Below are 20366 nucleotides of genomic sequence, written 5' to 3'. Positions count from 1 at the left end.
CGTTTATTCCCCCATGGCTGCTTCAATATTCTGCAGGCTCTTTTCGATTACTTTAATGCCATGATCAAGTTTTGCTTGTTTTTGTTGAATATTAAGCTGCTTATCTGTTCTTTCTTGTTTGAGTTGTTTAATGGAGTCATTAATAGTATCAAGCTTAGTTTGTAAGTCTTCTTCGACCTTTTCACTCATTTCTGCTTGCGACTTCTTTAAATTGTCAGCAACACCCGATCTAAGCCCTTCAACAATTTTAGGAATAACTTGATTTTCTATCTGGTTTGATAGTTTTTCTCTTTTAGAAGGGCCAAATAAGCCACTGATCATATTAACCAAATCAGGTCCTAATATGATCAACACTTCTAAAATTGGATTAATGACGGACGTAGCTAATGACAAAATTGAGGCTATAATTCGGTATGATCCTCCCGCTACATTTCCCGATTTTTTATTTTCTAAAGTTTTTAATCCTGCACTAAAGCCAGAAGCAGCATTTACCAGTTGCTCACCTGATAGACTATTATCAGTATTAAACTTTGAAACAATATTTTTCATAGTTGAATTGTAGCTGCTATTTAAAACATCACTTAACGATTCGTTCAATACTGGTCTAAGAATTGAAGACACAGTATTGTTAAATGATGCATCCCCTTGTTCAGCAGCATCAACTAATTCATAAAGATTGCTTCGCAGCCTACCGTCAACCTCATTCAAAACATCTTCTGTTCCTTTATTGACAACATAGTCTAATTGACGTTCTTTGTCCTTCTCCATATCTTTAGCTAATTGAAGTTTTCGTTCTTCATTTTTTGCTATTTCTTGATCAATTTGATAAGAGTTAAACTGGAGAGCACCTTTTTGAGTAATTAATGAATCTTTAGCAAATTCCATATCCCGTTTGCAACGATCGCCAAGTTGTCCAATCATTAACTCGTCGGGATCAAAACTGGAAAATAATCTAGCTAGTTTTTCTGGTGCATCTTCAGAACGACTTGATGTTTCGAGTAAGTCAACCTGCTTTCCAAGTACGTATTCAATGTTATTTTTAACACTGGAAGCAATTTCTTCAATATTGCTAGGCGTATGCTTATCACACTTTGTTAAAACGAACTTGATACTAGAACTATAATTTTGAATTTCGTCTAAAAACAACTGAGATTCTGCATCAAAAGTCCCCGCATCGGAAGAAGTAACATATACATATCCAGCCGCACTATTTATGTATTGAGTAATGGCTTTGTTATGTTCTTTAACACCAGAACCATAACCTGGCATATCAACCAAAATAATATCTCCCAAATTTTTCAGCGACTCATTTGGTAGATAGAATTGATATTTTAAGCAGTCACTTGGATTTTTTTGTTTTGCTTCTTCAATACTGCATCGCTCTTCAGAACCATCCAATTTCACTCGCACTGCATATTCTTCTGGACTATAGAAAAGTTCTGTTGCAATTGCCGTCTCCATTGAAATATTCTCTGTAAGTACTTTTTTGCCTCCCATAAAAGTGTTTAGCAAAGCTGACTTACCAGAACTAAAGGCACCAACTACCAAAACCCTGGCGTGAAAATCCGCAATCATCTTTTTTTCATGCTCAAAATTTCCAAGTAGAGTCTGATTGTCATCCATACCATTATCTTTAAGAACATCCTCAACAGTGTTCATTTCACGTGTTAACTCTAATTTATTCAATCTTGTCTCCTCTTTTCTATTTTTAATTAACTTTTCTCAAAGCAGCAGATATGAACGTAATAACAAAAGTGCTGTTAACGCAAAAAGGCCTACTGCACCCCTTGGGATACAGTAAACCTATAAGTAGAAAACTTGACAGAATCAGCGGCACGATTGCATGATTGCACGATTGCACGCATCTTCATCTCGTCTCCCCCCAATTTATTTATAATTAATTTATACCGCTTACATTCTAAAACGTCAATATATTCATGGTAACAATTACAACGTGTTTATTTTGGAAATTGGAAATCACTTTCAATTGATTAATTCCATTTTCTATTTATAATTATCTCAAATCGCATAGACAGATTTTGTCCATGTGAAAATATAAATTTAAAAATTAGGGAAATTCCATGAAAACATACAAATCAACTACCAGTGAACGGCAACTTTTCATCTATCAGCAATTGACTGCCGGCCGTCATATTCAAAAATCACAGCTAGCTAAACAGTTTGCCGTTGACGCGCGGACCATTCAGCGCGATTTTGCCAGCCTGCGAGCGTTTATGGACGAATATCTGCCCGAATACACACTGAATTATGACCGTCAAAACAATTCCTACTGGCTGTCTGCCAACGGAATCGGCTTAAATAAGGCGCAGTGTCTTTGTCTCATCAAGATTCTAACCGCCAGTCGTGCCCTCCCCAAAGACCAGCTAACCGAGCTTTCCAATCGTCTTTTGAAAATTCTCGACGAAAAAGATGCTCAAAAAGTCAAACAATTGATTAGAAGCGAGCAACGCACGTATCAGCCGCTGCGCAATCTTCAAAATAAAGACTTGATGAATCTGATCTGGAACTTTTCGGAGTATACTCTGCTGCATCGAACCATTCGCATCGACTACCGCAATCAGGCTGGCCATATCAAAACGCACACTATTATTCCGTTGGCGCTGACGTTTTCTGACAACTATTTCTACCTTATCGGCTACACCAATACATATCAAAAAAACATCATCTACCGCTTGGATCGCATCATTGATTATCACATTTCACAAAAAAGCATCCCGCAATCCGAATGGCAGGCTCATCAATGGAATGAGGGACTGACCAAGAAAAAGTTGCAGCTGATGTATCCCGGCAAAAACGTTAAGATTCTTTTTGAATATCGCGGTGTCGTTGAAGCAGCTCTGGATAAATTCCCGCTTTCCAAAATTGTTCAACCAAAAACCGATCAGCAGCCAGCAGTCATTGAAGTCGAAACTTATGATATCGGCGCGCTGATGTGGCTGCTTAGTCAAAAAGACATGGTTACGGTACTTGAGCCAGATTGGTTTAGGGAACAGATGATCACGACTCTGCAAAAAATGCTCAGTAATTATCAATAAAGACCGAAAATGGCTCAACCACGATTTTCGTGACGGAGCCATTTCCATTTTGCACTATTTTGCTTAAGCAACTGGATACGCAACTTCTTGATTTCCCTGTTCAAAGGCCGTCAGATGATGCTCAGCCCGGTAAAGCGCCTTGTTGAATGAGTCAAGCTACCCCCGAATAAAATCCGGGGGCTTGTAGACTTCACCCATCAGTTCATCGCTGAATGAGTTACTAGCTACAATTTGCCTAGATAAAGCCAGCGTAGCAACATCTCAGATAATAAATTTGATTGGTGGACTTTCATCCTGGTAGTATCAGTATTCTTACCGCTAATGGCTGCATAGACGCCATAGAATGTCATATAATACAAGCATGATGATTAGAAGGCCGGTGCGCAAAACGGTGTTGAGGTAGCTCCTCACGTACCGAACCGGTTGAGGGCGCTTAATAGGCGCTCTTTTTTATTAGCTCACAGCGTTAATGATGTGGGCTTTGTTTTGGATCTTTGTCAAATCGTAATTGTAGCTTAAGGGGACGGCTTTTGTCCTCTTTTTAATACCCGAAATCTAATATCAGCACTCACCAATACAAGATAGTGTAGATCCAACATACCAAACTTAAAATGTCTGAATGGCACAAAACCGACCAAACAAAAACGCCCGCCGGAATGCGCGATGTTGCGCTCTCCAGGCGGGCAGTCGAAATATATCGTGATCGGTACGCTTATGCTGATGGGCATGGCTATCTATTCACTACTAAACATCATACACCGATTCAAATATCAGCGTTCAATACTTTTTTACGTAATGCAGCTAAAAAGCTAAAAATTGACAAACCGGTCAGCTCTCACATCTTTCGCCACACTCATATCTCTAAGCTAGCTGAGCTCGGCGTGCCAATGTATGTCATCCAGCAGCGGGTTGGTCACTCTAACAGTCGAGTTACTCAGGAAATCTACACACACGTTACTCACGAAGCGCTTGTGAAAAATCGTGATCAATTGGAAAATTTGTGACAAGTTTGCTACCATTTTGCTACCACAAGCAAATAATTGGCAAAAATTCACAAACTCAATTGGCATTTTTAAAATCAGGCAAAAAGAAAAACCCTTGCACAGCAAGGGTTTTGGTCGACACTCGACTACTTAACGTCGCGACGGCGTTCAGGAATACGAGCGGACTTACCAGTACGTTCACGCAGGTAGTACAGCTTAGCACGACGAACGCGACCGTAACGGACAACTTCGATCTTAGCAACACGTGGGGAGTGAACTGGGAAAGTACGTTCAACACCGACACCGTTACTAATCTTACGAACAGTGTAAGTAGCAGAAATGCCTGCACCGTGACGCTTGATAACGACACCTTGGAAGATCTGGATACGTTCACGAGTACCTTCAACGATCTTGGCGTGGACGCGAACCGTGTCACCGGCGCGGAATTCTGGAATGTCATCGCGCAGTTGGCTGGCGGTGATCTTTTCAATCAATTGGTTTTGACGCATAATATTTTTTCCTTTCGTCGATATTCTTGCCCGATTTCAGCAGCGGAATACCGTTGTTATGGCCATAAAAAGCCAAGACATAATATAACATATTCCCTTAACGACTGCAAGGGTAAATTACTTGACAACCTTTTTAAGCTGCTGATTCAGGTTTGAATGCTTGATTCCATAAGCAAAGTAGATTATCAAACCAATAACGAACCAGCCGATCATCAGCAGTTTGGCATCAATATTCAAACCAGCAAAAATAACGATTGAATAGACAACCGAGATGGCTGGCAAAACCGGATAGCCCGGCATCTTAAACTTGGCTTCCGGCAGGTCAACGCCTTCTCGTTTCCTTAACGCGTAGATTCCTAACGAGACAAAGATAAAGGCAATCAAGGTCCCGGCCGAAACCAGCGTCGCCAAAAACGTAAACGGAAATACGGAACCGAGAATCATCGCTAGCACCGTGATCAGCCACAACGCGTGATCGGGAACATGTTTATCGTCAATATGCCCCAAACGGCTTGGTAGCAGACCATCCCGCCCAAACGCATAGATCAGACGCGATGAGGCCAGCAGAATTGCGATCAAGGCTGAAAAGATCCCAATCAAGGCTACTACCGAAAGCAGATTGGCCGTTAAATAATGACCTGAATGCCGCAGCGCCCAAGCAGCCGGTTCGGCGTTATTAGCATAGCGGCTGTATTTAAACATCCCCACCAAAACCAGCGAGACAGCGATGAAAAAGCCGGTCCCCAACAGCAGCGTGCCAATCAATCCTTTAGGCATCGTGTGCTGAGGATCCTTGGTTTCAGCAGTATTGGCCGCAATTGCATCAAAGCCAACATAGGCAATAAAAATCTGCGAAGAGCCAGCCAAGATCCCCTGCCAGCCCCCAAAAGTCGTTCCTGGTCGGTGCGCGGGAATAAACGGCACATAGTTTTGCGGATGAATGGCAGTCGCGCCAATCACGACAAACATGATAATCACAATCAGCTTAACGGCCACGATCGTATTCTCGACGCGGCTGACCTGATGAATGCCACGCGCGATCAAGCAGCCGACGATCAATATCGCAATCGCCGCCAAAATATCGACATACGAGCCCTTAGCCGGATTAAAGCCACCAGTCAGAGCAACTGGCAATTTAACGCCGAAACTGCCCAAAAAGCCCTGCATATACGCCGACCAGCCCGAGGCAACGAACGCTACGGAGATAAAATATTCCGCCAGCAGTGCCCAGCCCGCGATCCAGCCAAAAAACTCGCCAAACAAGACGTTCATCCAAGAAAACGCCGAACCGGCAAACGGCAGCACTGAGGCTGTTTCCGCGTAGGCCAAGGCAGAAAGTCCCGCTCCGATTGCCGCCACGATAAACGCTAATGGCACGGCTGGTCCGGTATGCTCAGCAGCTACGATTCCTGGCAAGGTAAAGATCGCCGTGCCTACGACCATCCCCGTCCCCAGACCGATCAGATCCAAAGTCGTCAATGAAGGTTCCAGCGATGCATCCTTGAGCTGATAGACGGTTGGATCTTCTTTGGCCAGCAGTCGTTTTAAAAACTTATTCTTAATCATGCGCGTCGCCTACTGCATCGTTGGGTCTTCACCCAATTTAATGTCTTGAAGCATGATCTGCTGCTCGCGGGACAGTTTAGCCTGTTCAATCAGATCTGGTCGGCGTTCCCAGGTGCGTTTTAACGATTGATACATCCGCCACTGCCGAATTTTTTCATGGTTGCCGCTGGTCAGCACTTCTGGCACCTTCATCCCGCGAAACTCAGCTGGCCGCGTGTATTGGGGATATTCCAGCAGACCATTGCTGAACGAGTCGCCCATTGAAGAAGACATATTGCCCAAAACGCCCGGCACGAATCGAACCGTGGCATCAATCATAACCATGGCTGCCAATTCACCGCCCGTCAGTACGTAGTCACCTAATGAGGCTTCATCGGTTACCAGCTGGCGAATGCGTTCATCATAGCCCTCATAGTGACCACAGATAAACGTCAAGTGTTCTTCTTGGGCCAATTCCTGAGCATAGTCCTGATCAAACTTGCGCCCCGCCGGATCCATTAAGATGACACGGCCTTTCGGATAGTTTTCCTTTTGTGCTTCTTCATCAATGGCCGCCATCGCATCAAAAATCGGCTGAGCCTGCAGCAGCATGCCGGCACCACCACCAAACGGCGCGTCATCGACATGATTGTGCTTGTCGGTTGTAAAATGACGAAAATCAGTTACATGAATATCCAAAAAACCATCGTCTTGGGCCCGCCCCACGATCGACTGACCCAGCGTTGGCTTAAACATGTCCGGAAACAGACTTAAAACATCGATTCGCATTATTCCAGTCCTTCCATTAATTCAACGTCGACTTCGCCCTTGTCCAGATCAACGTTTTTGACCACATCATCAATTACCGGTAATAAAAGATCGCTTTGACCGGCTCGTTTGACGACCCAGACATCATTGGCACCTGGCGAAAGAATCTCTTTGATCACGCCTAATTCGCGTCCTTCCAGCGTCTTAACCGTCAAGCCAATGATCTGATGATAGTAGTACTGACCTTCTTCTAAAGGCTGCTGCTCGTCTTCAGTCACCATCAGCTCGTGGTCACGGAAACTCTGCACGTCATTGATGTTGTCGTAGCCTTTAAACTTAACCAGCCACATTCCCTTATGCTGACGCGCGCCGGCAACTTCCAGGCGTAATGGCTCACCGGCAGACTGCTTTAGGTAAAGGATGGCGCCATTTTGGAAACGCTCTTGAGGAAAATCAGTCGTGGCAATCACGCGAACCTCGCCGCGAATACCATGCGTATTGACGATTTTACCAACATTATAATATTGCATTTAAAAATCCTCCGAATAATAGAAAAACTCCCACAGGGTTGGTGTGGGAGTTTTTATTTAATGTCGATGGTCATTAATCACCAACCGGACTTTCTTAGAGTTGGGCCGCTTAGAACGCATGCCTTCGACTACGGTACGCAGCGCGGAAGCAACGTGTCCCTGCCGACCAATCACGCGACCGACGTCAGCCGGATGAACGTCGAGGACGTACCGGTGATACCGATCAGTCTCTGATTCGGTGATGCGAACTGCATCCGGATGCTTGACCAACGGCGTGACCAGGGTACGAATCAGTGTCTCTAGATTTGTCTCAGTCATGACTATTTACCACTACTTCTTGGAAGCGTACTTGGCTTCGTGGAGCTTCTTCATGATACCTGCTTTTTGGAACATGTTGCGAACAGTATCTGAAGGTTGGGCACCCTTTTGCAGCCAGTCCATAACGGCGTCTTCGTCGAACTTAACTTCCTTTGGAGTGGTCAGTGGGTTGTAAGTACCCAGCGTCGTGATGAAGCGGCCATCACGTGGTGAACGTGAGTCGGCAACCACGATACGGTAGAATGGGCGCTTCTTAGAACCCATACGCTTTAAACGGATCTTTACTGACATTGATTCACACCTCCTTGATTTTTTCTAACAGCTAATAATATACCAGTCATTCAAGTGAATGTAAAGTATTTTTTCTTGACAGGCTAAACTTTTTTCAAAAAAATCCTTTTTAAGCATATCTTCGTCTTCTTTTCCTTGAATCCATAAGTCCTCAGCCAATCAAAACCGTTGAAATCACGGTATTTCACGCCAAGCAATTCAAGTTTTATCCAGGCAGCACGATCCGATTTTTATTTACTATCAATCAAAAAATCCCCGCCTGATTGATCGGCAGGGATCGTTTAATGATTAGTCGCGCCGCAGCTGCATGTGTTTGGCACTGATGCGTGAGACCAGCATCATTAAAAGCGTCCAAACGATTGCTGAGACAACCAGCGTAACGATGATTGCCGTTTTAGCTGCCTGACCGCTCAAATCGATTGACCAGTTTGATCCAATAAACTGGAAGACGCCCAGTTTGATCAATAGCAGCGTCAGGTAATAGATGCAGAATGCTGCCAGAATCGGGCCGCCAATCGCAACGATTACTTTCCACTTACGATTCAATAGACTAAAGAAGTAGCCGATTGCCATTGCCGTCATGGTTGCTTCAAACAACAGCAGCAACTCAAACAAGATTCCCTGCCAAGTCGAAACGCTGCTGTTAACGATAAACGCCTCTGCTGGATGACCATCTGCCAAGACTTCAAACAGCACGATCAGAACTTCTTGAACCAATGTAATGATAACCGCGCTGAGCATCTGGGAACGCCACATGGTCTTACGCGAGATGCCGTTTTGAATCGTCCATTTAAAAGTGCTGTATGGCGTAATCAAAAAATAGAAAAATGGCACAAAACTAAGGACAAAGCTCCAAGAACTAAAGATGCCGCGCAGATCACTGCCAAAACTGCTCCAGCCAATGTGTCCTAAAATCAGGTTCAAGATGGCAAAAAATGCCTGAATTGCCGCCAGCCAGATTGCAGCGATGACAAAGCCCTTGCCGCAGCGGTACAGATCAGTCTGCACCACGATTTTTTGTTTTGATGAAATCATAATTCTCCCCCTATTTGTTCGTCAGATAGATAAATGACTGCTGTAGATCTGGATGTTTGATTTGAATCTGGTCCGGAATCTCCTTTTCTTCATTCAGTGCTCCACGTACGAACGCAGTCTTGATGCCGGCCAGGCTGCGCGTTCCCAATACGTTTTGATCCTTAACATACTCTTCAACCAGCATTGCCGGACCGCTGATTACAAACATCTCGCCTAACAGATCTTCAACGTCAGCATCAACGGCAATCTTTTTATTATCCAAAATAAAGACATGTTCAACCAGCTGCTGAATCTCTTCAATCAGGTGTGTTGACAGCACATAGGTCTTGACGTTTTCTTCATAGGCCTTGAGCAGTTCTTGATAAAAAACATCGCGGTGATTGGCATCCAGCCCCAAGATCGGTTCATCCAGGAAAATATAATTAGCGTTGACCGATAATGCCACGATGAGCTTGGCCGCCGTCTGCAGACCTGTCGAAAGATTGCTCAGCCTTACGTTCTCGTCTTGAATATCAAACTCCTTTAGCAGCCGCCGTGCCCGATTAAAGTTAAAGCTGCCATAAGAAAGGTCTGCCATTTCCCACATCTGCTTTAAAGTCACGTGTTTAGGATAGAGACTGACCTCGCTCATCAGATAAAACTGCGTTAAGGCCGCGTCATTGTCATTGATCTCATCATTGCCCAGCTTAATCGTGCCATTAGTTGGCAGAATTCGATTAACGATCAGATTCAATAGCGTTGACTTGCCAGCTCCATTGCGTCCCAACAGCCCGTAAATCTTGCCCGGCTGAATCGTCAGACTGATGTCGTCTAAAATCGTCTGCCGACCATATTTTTTGGTAATTTGACTAACCTTTAATGTTTCCATCTTGATACCCCCGTTTGATCAATTCGATTAGATGCTCTTCAGTGATTCCCAGCTTGCCGGCTTCTTCCAGCAGGCTTTTAATATAGTTTTCATAAAATGCGTCCTTACGCGTTTCGACTATCTTGGCTTGGGCCCCCGCTGCTACAAACATTCCCAAGCCGCGATGCTTTTCCAACAGTCCCCGATCAACCAGCTGCCGCATTCCTTTGAGCACGGTCGCCGGATTGATGTGCAGTTCTTGAGAAAGCTGCGTGGTTGAAGGCGCCTGTTCACCTTCCTTCAACAGACCAGTAAAGATCATGTCTTCCAGCTGATCGGCAATCTGTTGATAGATTGGTTCCGTTTGGTCAAATTCAAATTGCATGACCAACCCTCCCTATTTATTCTCTTAGTTAATTACATAAGTAACTAACTAAATAATACCAAAGCTTTTGTTTTTTGCAAGCTCTAAAAATAAAATAATTTCGTCGAGCCGCCCAAAGCCTTGGTACACAAGGAGTTTTCAAAGACCAACTTTTTCGTAAAACGGTTTGGTCATCTTTTTTGCCGGTTTATGAGTATCAAATGTCTCATTAACCAAAATAAAAACCCCGCCTCATTATCGAGACAGGGTATTGACTGAACAGAAAACTGCTCAGGATTGAATTATATCGCCAACCAAGTTTTTGATCGGGTGATTTTAGCGGCGCTTGTGCTTGTTGCGCAGTTTCCGCAGTTTTTGCTGCTGACGCTTCTTAGCCTGCCGCGCCATGCGATTCATCGCCATTTGACCCATTTTGCCGCCCATGCCAGGCATCTGACCGCCCATCATGTTCTGCAGACCGCCAAAATTGCCATTGGTAACCTGCTTCATCATTTTGCGCATCTGATTGAACTGCTTGATCATTCGGTTGACCTCAACGATTGGCCGCCCAGAACCTGCTGCCAGCCGACGACGACGACTCGGGTTCATCAGATCAGGATTTTCCCGTTCTTCAGGCGTCATTGACAAAATGATGGCCTTGATGTGCGCAAACTGTTTAGGATCAATATTGATGTTCTTTAATGCGGGATTATTGGCCATCCCCGGCATCATCTTTAAGATATTCTCCAGTGGGCCCATCTTGGTAACCTGGTCCATCTGCTCCAAAAAGTCATTATAGTCAAACTCATTGGCCCGCATCTTGTCCATGGTTTCCTGGGCTTTTTCTTCATCGAAATTCTTCTGGGCCTTTTCAATCAGGGTCATCATGTCCCCCATGCCCAAAATTCGTGAAGCCATACGATCGGGATGGAAGACGTCGAGATCCTCCATCTTTTCACCTTCACCGACAAACTTGATTGGCTTGCCAGTAACGGCTCGAATCGACATGGCCGCCCCACCACGAGTATCGCCATCCAACTTGGTCAAGACGACCCCCGTGATGTCCAGCTTGTCGTTAAAGCCTTGCGCCGTTTTGACCGCGTTTTGACCAGTCATGGCATCAACAACCAGCAGAATTTCGTTTGGCTGAACCAGCTGCTTGATGTTGACCAGCTCATCCATCAATTGTTCGTCAATCTGCAGCCGCCCAGCCGTATCGATGATTACATAGTCGTTATGATTCTGCTTGGCCTGTGCCATCCCGTCTCTAACGATATCAACGGGATCTTTTTCGGTTCCTTCTTCAAATACCGGCACGCCAATCTGGTCAGCAACCTGCTGCAGCTGCGTAATTGCGGCTGGTCGGTAAACATCGGCCGCGATAAACATTGGTCGGGCGTTTTCTTCGTTTTTCAGACGCAGTGCCAGCTTACCGGCCGTCGTCGTTTTACCGGCACCCTGCAGCCCGACCATCATAATTACGGTTGGAATGTGCGGTGCTTTATTCAGCGGGACGGCTTCCTCACCCATCAGCTTGGTTAATTCTTCATTAACGATTTTAACGATTTGCTGTGCTGGATTTAAGCCTTTTAGAACCTCAGCCCCAGCAGCTTTTTCCCGTACCGTTTTAACAAAATCCTTAACTACAGCAAAGTTAACGTCGGCTTCCAAAAGTGCCAGGCGGATCTCACGCATGGTTTCGCGCAGATCGGCGTCCGTAACTTTAGGCTTGCGCCGCAGTTTTTCCATCGCTTTTTGCAGACGATCGGTCAATCCTTCAAATGCCATTTTTTTCTCCTCTTTTCATCGTGCTTGGTCAATCGCAATCGATGAGGTTAATTTAATTTATAGTTCAAACATTTCTTATTATACCAAAAAGCCGGCCAACTCAAAATGAACCGGCCAGCTTATTTTATTCTTCTTCCATGTTTTCCATGTTGGCAATCAGATTATTCAGCTCGGCGTCATCAGGATAATGCTCCTTGACATAGCGCTGAATTCGATCTGCCTGGCGATTGCGCATCTCAAAATCGGCATACAGATGCAGCTTGTCCTCGTAGCTTTCCAGAATCTTTTCGGTCCGCTTGATGTTGTCATAGACCGCCTGCCGCGAAACTTCAAATTCTTCGGCAATCTCGCCAAGCGAATAGTCATCGGCATAGTAAAGCTGAATATATTCGTTCTGCTTTTTGGTCAGCAATGGCTGATAAAACTCAAACAGCGCGTTGATCCGCTCGTTTTTTTCGATATCCACGGCCGCCACCTCTTATTTTTCGACAACCAGGCCCTTGAACAGTCCGTAGACAAAATCGCTGGCATCGAATTTCTCCAGATCGGTAACCTTTTCGCCCAGCCCAACGTACTTAACCGGCAGATGCAGCTCATTGCGAATGGCCAGAACAATCCCACCACGCGCCGTGCCATCAAGTTTGGTCAGCACGATTCCGGAAACATCCGTGCTTTCCTTAAACAGCTTGGCTTGATTCAGCGCGTTTTGACCAGTCGTTGCATCCAACACCAGCAGAACCTCATGTGGCGCATCTGGAATCTCACGTGCCATGATCCGCTTCATCTTAGCCAGCTCGTTCATCAGGTTGACCTTGTTTTGCAGCCGTCCTGCCGTATCAACCAGCAGAATGTCGTAGTTTTCTTCCTTGGCTTTCTTCACCCCGTCAAAAACAACGGCTGCTGGATCACCATTGGCAGGACCCATGACGATATCAACGCCATCACGCTTAGCCCAGACATCCAGCTGCTCAACGGCCCCGGCTCTAAACGTGTCTCCAGCTGCCAGCAGGACGCGCTTGCCTTCATCCTTAAAGCGCTTGGCCATTTTACCGATCGTAGTCGTCTTACCGGCACCATTAACCCCGACGAACATGATCACGGTTGGGCCTTCCTTGGCAAAATTCAGATCCGGGTTTTCATCCTTGCCAGCATCTTCATACAAATCCACCATCTTTTCAATGATGACGTTGGAGACATCCTGTTTGCTCTTGGCATTTTGCAGCTTAACTTCTTCCCGTAGCTCATCAGAGATCTTCATCGCCATGTCATAGCCAACGTCTGATTCGATCAACAGGTCTTCCAAGTCTTCAAAGAAATCCTCATCAACGTGACGGAAATTAGCCAGGAAGTGATTCAGTTTGGCCCCAAAACCGGTCCGCGATTTTTTCAGACCGCGATCATACTTTTCTGTCGTCGATTCTTCGGCCTGGGATTCCGAAGCAGCCTCATCATCATTTTCATCATTTTGTTCAACCGTGGCTTCCGTTTCGGCTTGCACTGCTGCAGCCGAATCGTGGTCAGCGTCTGACTGCGGCTCAGCTGCTTTAGTTGGTTCTTCAACCGTTTCTTCAGCTGCAACTGATGCTTTGACTGTCGCTGTGACCGCACTCTCATCAGATCCGGCCGAAGCAGCTTCAGTACCGGCAGACTGAGAATCAGCCTGTTCAGCTGATCTTTCATCGCTGATGGCTTCTGATGCGGCTTGTGACTGAGCTGATTTAACCTGAGCAGCGTGTTCTTCAGCTGCCGCAGCGCTTTGCTTGGCAGCTTCAGACTGTGATTTTTCAATGGCAGCCTGCTCTGCTTGACGCGCGGCATCAGATTGAGCGGCTTGTTCCTCGGCGGCCGCGGCGCTTTGCTTGGCGGCTTCGGACTGTGCTTTTTCAATGGCAGCCTGTTCTGCTTGACGCGCGGCATCAGATTGAGCAGCTTGTTCTTCGGCTGCCGTGGCCGATTCCTGCATGGCAGCTGCCGTTGCTTCATCAATTTCAGTAACTGTTTCTTTTTGATCATTTGCCGCACTGGCTGCTTCAGATTCAACTGCAGTACCTTGACCGGCCGTGCCTTCACTTACCTCAGATTCAGCGACCGTACTTTGGCCAGCCGCACTTTCACTCACCTCAGATTCAGCGACCGTGCTTTGGCCAGCCGCACTTTCACTCACCTCAGATTCAGCGACCGTGCTTTGGCCAGCCGCACTTTCACTCACCTCAGATTCAGCGACCGTGCTTTGGCCAGCCGCACTTTCACTCACCTCAGATTCAGCGACCGTGCTTTGGCCAGCCGCACTTTCACTCACCTCAGATTCAGCGACCGTACTTTGGCCAGCCGCACTTTCACTCACCTCAGATTCAGCGACCGTGCTTTGGCCAGCCGCACTTTCACTCACCTCAGATTCAGCGACCGTGCTTTGGCCAGCCGCACTTTCACTCACCTCAGATTCAGCAGCCGTACTTTGACTGGCCGTACCTTCACTTACCTCAGATTCAGCAGCCGTGCTTTGGCCAGCCGCACTTTCACTGGCAGCGGTCTGGCTTTCAGCATTTTCACTGGCCGCTGATTCAGGGGCTTCTTCTTTTTTCTGCTTGGACTTACGACGGAAAATATCAAATAATCCCATTTTTACGCCTTCTTTCTAACCTAATTGCGATCATCGCTATTGAGTGCTTCTTCAACATCGACGGAAACCATCTTGGAAACCCCGGATTCCTGCATGGTGACCCCATACAAGACGTTGGCATTCATCATGGTTCCTTTCCGGTGCGTAATTACGATAAACTGTGGGCCATCCTCGCCGAAACGACTCAGGTACTTGGCAAATCGATCAACGTTGACCTCATCCAAGGCAGCTTCGGGTTCATCCAAAATGGCAAATGGTACCGGCCGCACCTTCAAGATGGCAAATAGCAGCGCGATTGCCGTCAGCGCCTTTTCCCCACCAGAAAGCAGGCTCAGCTGTTGATTGCGTTTGCCAGGCGGTTGGGCCATGATGTCGACCCCACTAGTCAAAACATCATCCGGATCAGTCAGCACCAGTTTAGCCTGACCACCTTCAAAAATCGTGGCAAACGTTTCGGTAAAGGCGGCCGATACTTCTTTAAAAGTCTTGATAAAGCGCGTCTTAACCTGTTCATCCATCGCATCCATGGTTTCCTTAAGCTGATCTCTGGCTTTTTCCAAATCGGCTTTTTGGCCAGACAAGAAGTCATAGCGCTCCGAAATACGTTCATATTCCTGAATGGCACCAGTATTGACCGGCCCCAGCTCATCCAGGCCGCGCTTCAAAAGCTTCAGCTGCCGGTTCAATTCATCATCAGACAGTGGACTGAGCTCTTGTCTGGCATCGGCAAGCGTCATTGAATAGGTTTCGCTTAAACGATTCAGTCCTTGATCGATCAGCATCTCCAAACGGGCCCGCTGTGACTTGATCCCAGAAAGATCTTCGATAGCCGCGCGCTGTAATGCCTGCAGCCGATCGTTCTGCTCATTGGCATCCTGCAGCTGATCATTCAGCGTCGTCAGTTTTTCATCACTGGCTTTCAACTGATCCTGCGCGTCGTGAAGCTGCTGTTGAGCCTCAGCCAATGCGGCGGCCGTTGTCTGGCGATCATCGGCCTGCAGCTGATCATCATGGTCAAGCGCCTGTAATTGCTGTTCCAGACTGGCTAGCTGCTCATTGGCATTCTCTTGACGCGTCTGCAGTTCCGCGCGCTGCTCTTTAGCCTGACGCAGCCGTTCACGCGCCACGGCTAGCCACTGCTGCATTTCATGAAGCTGTTCAAGCTGGGCACTGGCGTTGTTCTGCAGATCATTTTGCTGCTGCTTGATCTTCTCCATGGTGACCTTAAGCTGCGTCAGTTCATCAGCGAGCTGTTGTTCGTTTTTCTTGGCTGCGGCCATCTCTTGGGCAAACTGATCTGGGTTGCCGGCTGCATTGGCTTGGTAGTCCAAAGCTTTCAACTGACGCTTAAGCTCAACCAGCTGACTGTCAGCGAGCTGCTGATTGGCCTTGGCTTCACTGAGTTTTTGATTGGCCTGGGCAGTTTCATTCTGCAAAGCAGCCAGCGTTTGCTGATTGCTCCGCCTTGCCTGTTCCAGCTGCGATACTTTTTGTTCCAGCTCACTGGATCGCTGCTGTTGTACCTGCAGCTCTTGTTTCATCTTTTCAACCATCTGCTGCTGGCTTAACAGACCAATCCGCTGACTGCGGCTGGCCCCACCAGTCATTGCCCCGCTGGTATTGATCAGCTGACCATCCAGCGTAATGACGCGAACTTGGTGCTGGCCTTCTTTGGCGAGCAGCGTGGCATGATCAAGATTATCGGCCACGATCGTATTGCTCAGCAGATGATCGATTACGACTTGAAAGCGTGGATCATACTGAATCAGCTCACTGGCACGACCGACAAAGCCAGGCAGCGTGCGCAGGCGTGCCAGATTGCGAGGCTGATAACCGCCGCGCAGCGTATCCAATGGCAGAATCGTTGCCCGACCGCCGCGCTGACGAACCAGATAGTTGATAATCTGCTTACCATCGTTTTGAGTTGCCACCACCAAATGCTGGAGCTGACCGCCCAGAACCGTTTCCAGTGCCGTCGTATAGGCTTGCGGTACTTTGATCAGCTCACTGACCGGACCGTACAAACCGTTAAACTGGCGCCGCTGCTTTAAGACGTTCTGCACGCCGCTGTAATAGCCGGTATAGTCGGCAGCCATTGCCTGATAGTTTTTCACGCGGTTTTGACACGAACGCACATCCCCCAGCGCTTGATACCAGCTCTGTTGAACCTGCTCATACTGCGTTTGTAGCTGAGCCTGCTGCGCTTTTTCCTGATCGAGCTGCTGGGTTTTGGCTTGCTGTTCCTTTTGAGCAGCAATTACAAGCTGAGCCTGCTGATCAGCATTCTGCTGGGCTTTTTCCAAGCGTTCCTGCACGTTTTTCAGTTCATCGCTGTGCTGCTGATACTGATTGAGGGCCTGTTCATGGCTGCGCTGCAAAAACGTCTGCTGGTTATGGGCCGCAGCTTGTTTCTGCATCAGATCAACCTGCTGATCACGCATTGATTCCAGTTTTTGAGCCAGCTGCTGCGCGCGCTGTTCCGCACTTTGCGATTTGGCCTCATTAAGCGCTTTTTGATGTTCCTTAATCGCCTGCTGCTGATCGGCAATTGCCTGATCCTGCTGCAGAAGTGCCTGTTCAGTTGCTGTCAGCTGCTGTTTAAGCTCATTTTGCCGGGCAAGCAGGCGCTGTTTTTCATTTTCGCGCTGTTCAAGTCTGACAGAGGACAGCGACTGTTTACTGTTAAGCTTGCCAATGATCGTCGTGGCATCCAGAATCTTTTGCTGCAGCTCATCTTTGACGACTAACAGCCGTTTTTGCTGTGCCTGTTGCTGGGACAATGTTTGCGCGGCAGCCTTGGCCTGTTCGTCATATTCAGCCGCCATGGTCTGTGCTTTTTCCTGCTTGGCGACGATTTGTTTCAGCGCGGCTTGGTTCGAATCCAGCTCACGGACGGTCTTGGTCTTGTCAAGCAGATCGAACTTGCCTTTTTGCTCCAGGTAGTCTTGAGCCAACGCACTCTGCTCGGCTAAAGGCTCCAGCTGATCTTCCAGCTCGGCAACGATGTCATTGACCCGGTTAAGGTTTTCTCGCGTCGTATCCAGGCGTTTTTCAGCGGTTGCCTTATTTTGTTTATATTTTGATACTCCAGCGGCCGTTTCAATAATGGCACGGCGATCAGCCGGCTTACCATTAAAAATCTCGGCAATCCGGCCTTGTGAGATCACGGAGAATGACTCGCGACCAACGCCGGAGTCAACAAACAGATCAACAATATCTCTTAAGCGAACCTGCTGACTGTTGATCAAATACTCGCTGTCGCCATTTCGATACAGCTTGCGCGTGATCTTAAGCTCGGAAAAATCACTGTTCAGATAATGATCACTGTTGTCAAAGGCAATCGAAACCAGTGCCCGATTTAGTGGCGCACGGTCTTCAGAACCATTAAAGATGACATCCGCCATTTTATTACCACGCAGAGTTTTGGCTGACTGCTCACCCAAAACCCAGCGAATGGCCTCGATGATATTTGACTTCCCACTGCCATTGGGGCCAATGATCCCGGTCATTCCCGGACGAAATTCAATTGTTGTTGGTTGGGCAAATGACTTAAAGCCATCCAACGTAAGCGACAATAAGCGCATCGGGATTCCCTGCCTTTTAGTTATTTTTGCGCAGCTGATTCAAAGCTGCCTGTGCCGCCTGCATTTCAGCGTGCTTCTTGGAACTGCCGATCCCCTGGGCAATCGGTTCGCCATTTACGCTGACGCTGACTTTAAACTGCGGATCGTTTTCAGTACCGGCTTCACTGAGGAGATGGTATTCAATATCGACATCCCCGTTGCGCTGCAAGAATTCCTGCAGACTGGTCTTGGCATCTACGGCATGGTCAAACCAGCCCATATCCAGTTTCGGGAAGATGACGCGGTGAATGAACTTTTCCACAGCATCGCGACCCTGATCCAGGTACAAAGCGCCAATAAAGGCTTCGAAAATGTCACACAGCAGACTGGGCCGCTGCCGAGCGCCAGCCATTTCCTCACCATGCCCCAGACGAATATATTGATCAAAGTGACATTCCTTGGCAAACTTGGAAAAACTGTCCTCGCACACCATCGCTGCCCGCAGCCGTGTCAATTTACCCTGCGGCAGCTCGGGAAAACGCTTGTAGATATATTCCGAAACAAACAGCTGCAAAACTGCATCACCCAAAAACTCGATCCGCTCATAGTATTTCAATCCCTGATGCGGATGTTCATTGACGTATGATGCCTGCGTAAAGGCCTCTGCTAAAAGATCCGGATTATTGAAATGAATGCCAAACTCTTTGGCAAGATAGTCTTCTAGTTCTTTAATGAGAAAAACTTCCTTTCGTGTAATTTCCATTGAAAAAAAGACCGCCGACAAAGTAATGCTTCATCGCGGTCCCGGTGATTTTGCTTATTTTTTGTCCTGTTGATGGGCAGCGATGTAATCAACCACTTCACCGATCGTACTGAGCTTTTCGGCTTCGCTGTCTTCGATTTCAGCACCAAAAGTATCTTCGACTTCCAGAACGAATTCTACAAAGTCGATGGAATCGGCATCCAGGTCGGTCTTTAAGTTCAGGTCTTCCGTAATCTTAGCCCGGTCAATGTCAAAGTGATCGGCTACGATTGATGAGACCTTGTCAAAGATTTCCTTTTTATCCATCGTCTGTTCTACCTCACAATTTTATTTTGAACTAACTTTTCCTATTGTATTAGTTTTTCGGCTGATTGTCCATGTTTTCCTCGGGACTGAAGTAGTCAACGGCTTCTTTTATAATGCCGGTCTGGATCATGGTGCGAATCTGGCCAATCGTATTCTTGACTGCAACGGCATCAGCAGAGCCATGCGTCTTAACGACTGGTGCCTTCAAACCAAGCAATACGGCCCCGCCATAGGTCGAAGTGCTCATCTGTTTGGCAATGTTTTTAAAGACGGGCTTTAAGAACAGGTAGCCGATCTTGGCCCGCAGACCGCCATTTAAGATCCCGTTTTTGATCAGCTTCAAAAACATCTTGGCAGTGCCTTCAGTTGCCTTCAGTGCCGCGTTGGCCGTCCAACCGTCGCTGACTACGACATCAGCCTTGCCAACCAGCAAGTCGCCGGCTTCCACGTTACCGATAAAATTCAGATTGTCTTCGGCCTTAAGCAGCTGGTGAACTTCTTTATGCAGCCGGTCGCCTTTGTCTTCTTCAGCACCGTTGTTGAGCAGCGCCACCCGTGGATTTTCGATTCCCAGCACGCTTTCGGCATAGAAACGGCCCAAATGAGCATACTGAACCAGATTGCGCTCCTTGGCCTCAGCATTGGCACCACAATCCAGGTAGACAAAACTGTGCCGTGAGCTGCCTGGCTCCGCAATCGGCAGAACGCTGGTCAGACCCGGCCGATCGATTCCCTTAATGCGGCCAACGATCAGCAGGCCCGCTGCCAGAATCGCGCCGGTATTGCCAGCCGAAAAGAAGGCATCGGCCTGCCCTTCCTTAACGGCTTGCGCGGCCCGCACGATCGAGGAATCCTTCTTGCGGCGAATGGCCTTGACTGGTTCTTCGCCCATTTCGATTTCTTCGGTGGTTTTTACCAAGTGCAGCCGCGTCTGATCCTTAATCAGCGGTTCAACTTTTTGCGGATCTCCGTACAGATCAAATTCCAAATCGGCATACTGATCACGGGCTGCTTCAACTCCAGCAACGATTGCCTGGGGTGCGTGGTCGCCGCCCATGGCATCTACAGCAATTTTAATCA

Annotated in this window: 19 protein-coding genes; 2 read left to right on the top strand and 17 right to left on the bottom strand. The window is 47.3% G+C overall.

Annotated features, from left to right (window positions below):
- Positions 1–3: 3 nt before the first annotated feature.
- Positions 4–1686 (bottom strand): dynamin family protein, encoded by a 1683-nt coding sequence (locus FC47_RS07780; protein WP_056968544.1) that lies wholly within the window; start codon positions 1684–1686, stop codon positions 4–6.
- A 395-nt stretch (positions 1687–2081) separates the two neighbouring features.
- On the opposite strand from FC47_RS07780, the gene FC47_RS07775 reads away from it, so the two are divergent.
- Both FC47_RS07775 and FC47_RS07770 read left to right on the top strand, forming a co-directional pair.
- A complete protein-coding gene (locus FC47_RS07775; protein WP_006499635.1) occupies positions 2082–3056 on the top strand; it encodes a helix-turn-helix transcriptional regulator in 975 nt (324 codons plus the stop codon).
- Positions 3057–3667: 611 nt separating this feature from the next.
- Positions 3668–4060: a tyrosine-type recombinase/integrase gene (locus tag FC47_RS07770; RefSeq protein ID WP_056968543.1), complete on the top strand. Its 393-nt coding sequence runs from the start codon at positions 3668–3670 to the stop codon at positions 4058–4060.
- Between the two features lie 125 nt (positions 4061–4185).
- Here FC47_RS07770 and rplS read toward each other — a convergent pair whose 3' ends face one another.
- From rplS to plsX, 16 genes are all read right to left on the bottom strand, one after another.
- Positions 4186–4548 (bottom strand): 50S ribosomal protein L19, encoded by a 363-nt coding sequence (rplS, locus tag FC47_RS07765; RefSeq protein WP_006499633.1) that lies wholly within the window; start codon positions 4546–4548, stop codon positions 4186–4188.
- 117 nt (positions 4549–4665) lie between these two features.
- Positions 4666–6114 (bottom strand): APC family permease, encoded by a 1449-nt coding sequence (locus FC47_RS07760; RefSeq protein WP_056968542.1) that lies wholly within the window; start codon positions 6112–6114, stop codon positions 4666–4668.
- Positions 6115–6123: 9 nt separating this feature from the next.
- On the bottom strand, positions 6124–6882 hold the full coding sequence (gene trmD, locus FC47_RS07755) for a tRNA (guanosine(37)-N1)-methyltransferase TrmD (protein WP_006499630.1): 759 nt from the start codon (positions 6880–6882) through the stop codon (positions 6124–6126).
- Positions 6882–7391 carry a ribosome maturation factor RimM gene (gene rimM / locus FC47_RS07750; RefSeq protein ID WP_034540435.1) on the bottom strand — a complete coding sequence of 170 codons (510 nt, stop codon included), beginning with the start codon at positions 7389–7391 and terminating at the stop codon, positions 6882–6884. Before rimM ends, trmD begins: the two co-directional genes overlap by 1 nt.
- Positions 7392–7448: 57 nt before the next feature.
- Positions 7449–7709, bottom strand: coding sequence for a KH domain-containing protein (locus FC47_RS07745; RefSeq protein WP_033935154.1), 261 nt, complete (start codon positions 7707–7709; stop codon positions 7449–7451).
- Between the two features lie 12 nt (positions 7710–7721).
- Complete coding sequence (gene rpsP / locus FC47_RS07740) at positions 7722–8000, bottom strand: 30S ribosomal protein S16 (RefSeq protein ID WP_033935155.1); 279 nt, start codon at positions 7998–8000, stop codon at positions 7722–7724.
- A 288-nt stretch (positions 8001–8288) separates the two neighbouring features.
- Positions 8289–9035, bottom strand: a complete 747-nt coding sequence (locus FC47_RS07735; RefSeq protein ID WP_048345356.1) for a hypothetical protein — start codon at positions 9033–9035, stop codon at positions 8289–8291.
- A 10-nt stretch (positions 9036–9045) separates the two neighbouring features.
- Positions 9046–9903: an ATP-binding cassette domain-containing protein gene (locus FC47_RS07730; RefSeq protein ID WP_006499625.1), complete on the bottom strand. Its 858-nt coding sequence runs from the start codon at positions 9901–9903 to the stop codon at positions 9046–9048.
- Positions 9884–10267, bottom strand: a complete 384-nt coding sequence (locus FC47_RS07725; protein WP_006499624.1) for a GntR family transcriptional regulator — start codon at positions 10265–10267, stop codon at positions 9884–9886. Before FC47_RS07725 ends, FC47_RS07730 begins: the two co-directional genes overlap by 20 nt.
- Positions 10268–10582: 315 nt before the next feature.
- The gene (gene ffh / locus FC47_RS07720) at positions 10583–12034 is read right to left on the bottom strand and encodes a signal recognition particle protein (protein WP_048345355.1); all 1452 of its coding nucleotides are present in this window, start codon (positions 12032–12034) and stop codon (positions 10583–10585) included.
- Between the two features lie 124 nt (positions 12035–12158).
- Positions 12159–12500 carry a putative DNA-binding protein gene (locus FC47_RS07715; protein ID WP_033935160.1) on the bottom strand — a complete coding sequence of 114 codons (342 nt, stop codon included), beginning with the start codon at positions 12498–12500 and terminating at the stop codon, positions 12159–12161.
- A 12-nt stretch (positions 12501–12512) separates the two neighbouring features.
- The gene (gene ftsY, locus FC47_RS07710; RefSeq protein ID WP_235804003.1) at positions 12513–13997 is read right to left on the bottom strand and encodes a signal recognition particle-docking protein FtsY; all 1485 of its coding nucleotides are present in this window, start codon (positions 13995–13997) and stop codon (positions 12513–12515) included.
- A gap of 677 nt (positions 13998–14674) precedes the next feature.
- Entirely contained in the window at positions 14675–18238 is a 3564-nt protein-coding gene (smc, locus tag FC47_RS07705; RefSeq protein ID WP_056968541.1) for a chromosome segregation protein SMC, read from the bottom strand.
- A gap of 16 nt (positions 18239–18254) precedes the next feature.
- Positions 18255–18980 carry a ribonuclease III gene (gene rnc / locus FC47_RS07700; protein ID WP_056968553.1) on the bottom strand — a complete coding sequence of 242 codons (726 nt, stop codon included), beginning with the start codon at positions 18978–18980 and terminating at the stop codon, positions 18255–18257.
- A gap of 54 nt (positions 18981–19034) precedes the next feature.
- The gene (acpP, locus tag FC47_RS07695; RefSeq protein ID WP_006499618.1) at positions 19035–19286 is read right to left on the bottom strand and encodes an acyl carrier protein; all 252 of its coding nucleotides are present in this window, start codon (positions 19284–19286) and stop codon (positions 19035–19037) included.
- A 49-nt stretch (positions 19287–19335) separates the two neighbouring features.
- Positions 19336–20364 carry a phosphate acyltransferase PlsX gene (gene plsX, locus FC47_RS07690; protein ID WP_056968552.1) on the bottom strand — a complete coding sequence of 343 codons (1029 nt, stop codon included), beginning with the start codon at positions 20362–20364 and terminating at the stop codon, positions 19336–19338.
- Between the last annotated feature and the right edge of the window lie 2 nt (positions 20365–20366).

It is taken from the genome of Limosilactobacillus mucosae DSM 13345, assembly GCF_001436025.1.
GTDB classification, from domain to species: Bacteria; Bacillota; Bacilli; order Lactobacillales; family Lactobacillaceae; genus Limosilactobacillus; species Limosilactobacillus mucosae.
This window is presented reverse-complemented; position numbering and strand designations above follow the sequence as displayed.

Coding starts and splice junctions, on each gene's coding strand:
- FC47_RS07775 (WP_006499635.1), top strand. CDS start 2,082: ATGAAAACATACAAATCAACTACCAGTGAACGGCAACTTTTCATCTAT.
- FC47_RS07770 (WP_056968543.1), top strand. CDS start 3,668: ATGTCTGAATGGCACAAAACCGACCAAACAAAAACGCCCGCCGGAATG.
- rplS (WP_006499633.1), bottom strand. CDS start 4,548: ATGCGTCAAAACCAATTGATTGAAAAGATCACCGCCAGCCAACTGCGC.
- FC47_RS07760 (WP_056968542.1), bottom strand. CDS start 6,114: ATGATTAAGAATAAGTTTTTAAAACGACTGCTGGCCAAAGAAGATCCA.
- trmD (WP_006499630.1), bottom strand. CDS start 6,882: ATGCGAATCGATGTTTTAAGTCTGTTTCCGGACATGTTTAAGCCAACG.
- rimM (WP_034540435.1), bottom strand. CDS start 7,391: ATGCAATATTATAATGTTGGTAAAATCGTCAATACGCATGGTATTCGC.
- FC47_RS07745 (WP_033935154.1), bottom strand. CDS start 7,709: ATGACTGAGACAAATCTAGAGACACTGATTCGTACCCTGGTCACGCCG.
- rpsP (WP_033935155.1), bottom strand. CDS start 8,000: ATGTCAGTAAAGATCCGTTTAAAGCGTATGGGTTCTAAGAAGCGCCCA.
- FC47_RS07735 (WP_048345356.1), bottom strand. CDS start 9,035: ATGATTTCATCAAAACAAAAAATCGTGGTGCAGACTGATCTGTACCGC.
- FC47_RS07730 (WP_006499625.1), bottom strand. CDS start 9,903: ATGGAAACATTAAAGGTTAGTCAAATTACCAAAAAATATGGTCGGCAG.
- FC47_RS07725 (WP_006499624.1), bottom strand. CDS start 10,267: ATGCAATTTGAATTTGACCAAACGGAACCAATCTATCAACAGATTGCC.
- ffh (WP_048345355.1), bottom strand. CDS start 12,034: ATGGCATTTGAAGGATTGACCGATCGTCTGCAAAAAGCGATGGAAAAA.
- ftsY (WP_235804003.1), bottom strand. CDS start 13,997: ATGCAGGAATCGGCCACGGCAGCCGAAGAACAAGCTGCTCAATCTGAT.
- smc (WP_056968541.1), bottom strand. CDS start 18,238: ATGCGCTTATTGTCGCTTACGTTGGATGGCTTTAAGTCATTTGCCCAA.
- rnc (WP_056968553.1), bottom strand. CDS start 18,980: ATGGAAATTACACGAAAGGAAGTTTTTCTCATTAAAGAACTAGAAGAC.
- acpP (WP_006499618.1), bottom strand. CDS start 19,286: ATGGATAAAAAGGAAATCTTTGACAAGGTCTCATCAATCGTAGCCGAT.